The organism is Bacillus sp. FSL L8-0528, assembly GCF_038593085.1.
In the GTDB taxonomy this organism is placed as follows: domain Bacteria; phylum Bacillota; class Bacilli; order Bacillales; family Bacillaceae; genus Bacillus; species Bacillus paralicheniformis.
Map to the genome: position 1 here is coordinate 100,001 of NZ_CP151961.1, position 2,500 is coordinate 102,500.

9 tRNA genes and 3 rRNA genes (2 of these 12 cut by a window edge) are annotated in these 2,500 nt (G+C 51.8%); all 12 read left to right on the forward strand.

Annotation, left to right across the window (positions count from 1 at the left end):
* Positions 1-203, forward strand: a 23S ribosomal RNA gene (locus tag MHI30_RS00510) (it extends 2,727 nt beyond the left edge of the window).
* A 136-nt stretch (positions 204-339) separates the two neighbouring features.
* Positions 340-455: ribosomal RNA gene (gene rrf / locus MHI30_RS00515) — 5S ribosomal RNA — on the forward strand.
* 20 nt (positions 456-475) lie between these two features.
* Positions 476-551 (forward strand) — tRNA-Val (locus MHI30_RS00520).
* 21 nt (positions 552-572) lie between these two features.
* Positions 573-648 (forward strand) — tRNA-Thr (locus MHI30_RS00525).
* A 35-nt stretch (positions 649-683) separates the two neighbouring features.
* A tRNA-Lys gene (locus tag MHI30_RS00530) sits at positions 684-759 on the forward strand.
* 6 nt (positions 760-765) lie between these two features.
* A tRNA-Leu gene (locus tag MHI30_RS00535) sits at positions 766-848 on the forward strand.
* A 15-nt stretch (positions 849-863) separates the two neighbouring features.
* A tRNA-Gly gene (locus tag MHI30_RS00540) sits at positions 864-938 on the forward strand.
* A 9-nt stretch (positions 939-947) separates the two neighbouring features.
* Positions 948-1,033, forward strand: a tRNA-Leu gene (locus tag MHI30_RS00545).
* A 9-nt stretch (positions 1,034-1,042) separates the two neighbouring features.
* Positions 1,043-1,119 (forward strand) — tRNA-Arg (locus tag MHI30_RS00550).
* A 10-nt stretch (positions 1,120-1,129) separates the two neighbouring features.
* A tRNA-Pro gene (locus MHI30_RS00555) sits at positions 1,130-1,206 on the forward strand.
* Positions 1,207-1,212: 6 nt separating this feature from the next.
* A tRNA-Ala gene (locus MHI30_RS00560) sits at positions 1,213-1,288 on the forward strand.
* A 153-nt stretch (positions 1,289-1,441) separates the two neighbouring features.
* Positions 1,442-2,500, forward strand: a 16S ribosomal RNA gene (locus MHI30_RS00565); it runs 491 nt beyond the window's last position.

The window sequence follows — 2,500 nt, forward strand, 5'->3', positions numbered from 1 at the left end:
GTTCTGCCAAGGGCATCGCTGGGTAGCTATGTGCGGACGGGATAAGTGCTGAAAGCATCTAAGCATGAAGCCCCCCTCAAGATGAGATTTCCCATTCCGCAAGGAAGTAAGATCCCTGAAAGATGATCAGGTTGATAGGTCTGAGGTGGAAGTGTGGCGACACATGGAGCTGACAGATACTAATCGATCGAGGACTTAACCTAAATACTTTTGTGAATCGTCTGACCGTTATCTAGTTTTGAGAGAACACCTCTCAGAAAGCCAAAGGCAAGGAAACTCGGCTAAAAGCCCTCACATCCTGTGAGGAACGCCCAGTACCTTCGTCCTGAAGGCAAATAGTTTGGTGGCGATAGCGAAGAGGTCACACCCGTTCCCATGCCGAACACGGAAGTTAAGCTCTTCAGCGCCGATGGTAGTTGGGGGCTTCCCCCTGTGAGAGTAGGACGCCGCCAAGCTGTTGCACGCAAGTGCAAACGGAGGATTAGCTCAGCTGGGAGAGCATCTGCCTTACAAGCAGAGGGTCGGCGGTTCGATCCCGTCATCCTCCACCATTATAATATTTTGTTGATTAAGCCGGTGTAGCTCAATTGGTAGAGCAACTGACTTGTAATCAGTAGGTTGGGGGTTCAAGTCCTCTTGCCGGCACCACTTTTTTATGATATAATATATAAGTCTCTTTTAAAGAGCCATTAGCTCAGTTGGTAGAGCATCTGACTTTTAATCAGAGGGTCGAAGGTTCGAGTCCTTCATGGCTCACCATTTTATGCGGGTGTGGCGGAATTGGCAGACGCGCTAGACTTAGGATCTAGTGTCTTTACGGCGTGGGGGTTCGAGTCCCTTCACCCGCATTATAAAAAAGATTTGCGGAAGTAGTTCAGTGGTAGAACACCACCTTGCCAAGGTGGGGGTCGCGGGTTCGAATCCCGTCTTCCGCTCCAACCATCCACGCCGGGGTGGTGGAATTGGCAGACACACAGGACTTAAAATCCTGCGGTAGGTGACTACCGTGCCGGTTCAAGTCCGGCCCTCGGCATTGACATATGCGCCCGTAGCTCAATTGGATAGAGCGTTTGACTACGGATCAAAAGGTTAGGGGTTCGACTCCTCTCGGGCGCGCCATTATGTATAACGGGAAGTAGCTCAGCTTGGTAGAGCACATGGTTTGGGACCATGGGGTCGCAGGTTCGAATCCTGTCTTCCCGACCATTCTTTGGGGCCTTAGCTCAGCTGGGAGAGCGCCTGCTTTGCACGCAGGAGGTCAGCGGTTCGATCCCGCTAGGCTCCACCATTTATTTTTTAAAAAGCACTTGACTATTTATCCCGAAAGAGATATAATAATAGAGTTGCTTTAATAATGATCTTTGAAAACTAAACAAGACAAAACGTACCTGTTAATTCATTAAATAAATCGCACACATGTTGTGCGTAGTCATTATCAAACTTCATGGAGAGTTTGATCCTGGCTCAGGACGAACGCTGGCGGCGTGCCTAATACATGCAAGTCGAGCGGACCGACGGGAGCTTGCTCCCTTAGGTCAGCGGCGGACGGGTGAGTAACACGTGGGTAACCTGCCTGTAAGACTGGGATAACTCCGGGAAACCGGGGCTAATACCGGATGCTTGATTGAACCGCATGGTTCAATTATAAAAGGTGGCTTTTAGCTACCACTTACAGATGGACCCGCGGCGCATTAGCTAGTTGGTGAGGTAACGGCTCACCAAGGCGACGATGCGTAGCCGACCTGAGAGGGTGATCGGCCACACTGGGACTGAGACACGGCCCAGACTCCTACGGGAGGCAGCAGTAGGGAATCTTCCGCAATGGACGAAAGTCTGACGGAGCAACGCCGCGTGAGTGATGAAGGTTTTCGGATCGTAAAACTCTGTTGTTAGGGAAGAACAAGTACCGTTCGAATAGGGCGGTACCTTGACGGTACCTAACCAGAAAGCCACGGCTAACTACGTGCCAGCAGCCGCGGTAATACGTAGGTGGCAAGCGTTGTCCGGAATTATTGGGCGTAAAGCGCGCGCAGGCGGTTTCTTAAGTCTGATGTGAAAGCCCCCGGCTCAACCGGGGAGGGTCATTGGAAACTGGGGAACTTGAGTGCAGAAGAGGAGAGTGGAATTCCACGTGTAGCGGTGAAATGCGTAGAGATGTGGAGGAACACCAGTGGCGAAGGCGACTCTCTGGTCTGTAACTGACGCTGAGGCGCGAAAGCGTGGGGAGCGAACAGGATTAGATACCCTGGTAGTCCACGCCGTAAACGATGAGTGCTAAGTGTTAGAGGGTTTCCGCCCTTTAGTGCTGCAGCAAACGCATTAAGCACTCCGCCTGGGGAGTACGGTCGCAAGACTGAAACTCAAAGGAATTGACGGGGGCCCGCACAAGCGGTGGAGCATGTGGTTTAATTCGAAGCAACGCGAAGAACCTTACCAGGTCTTGACATCCTCTGACAACCCTAGAGATAGGGCTTCCCCTTCGGGGGCAGAGTGACAGGTG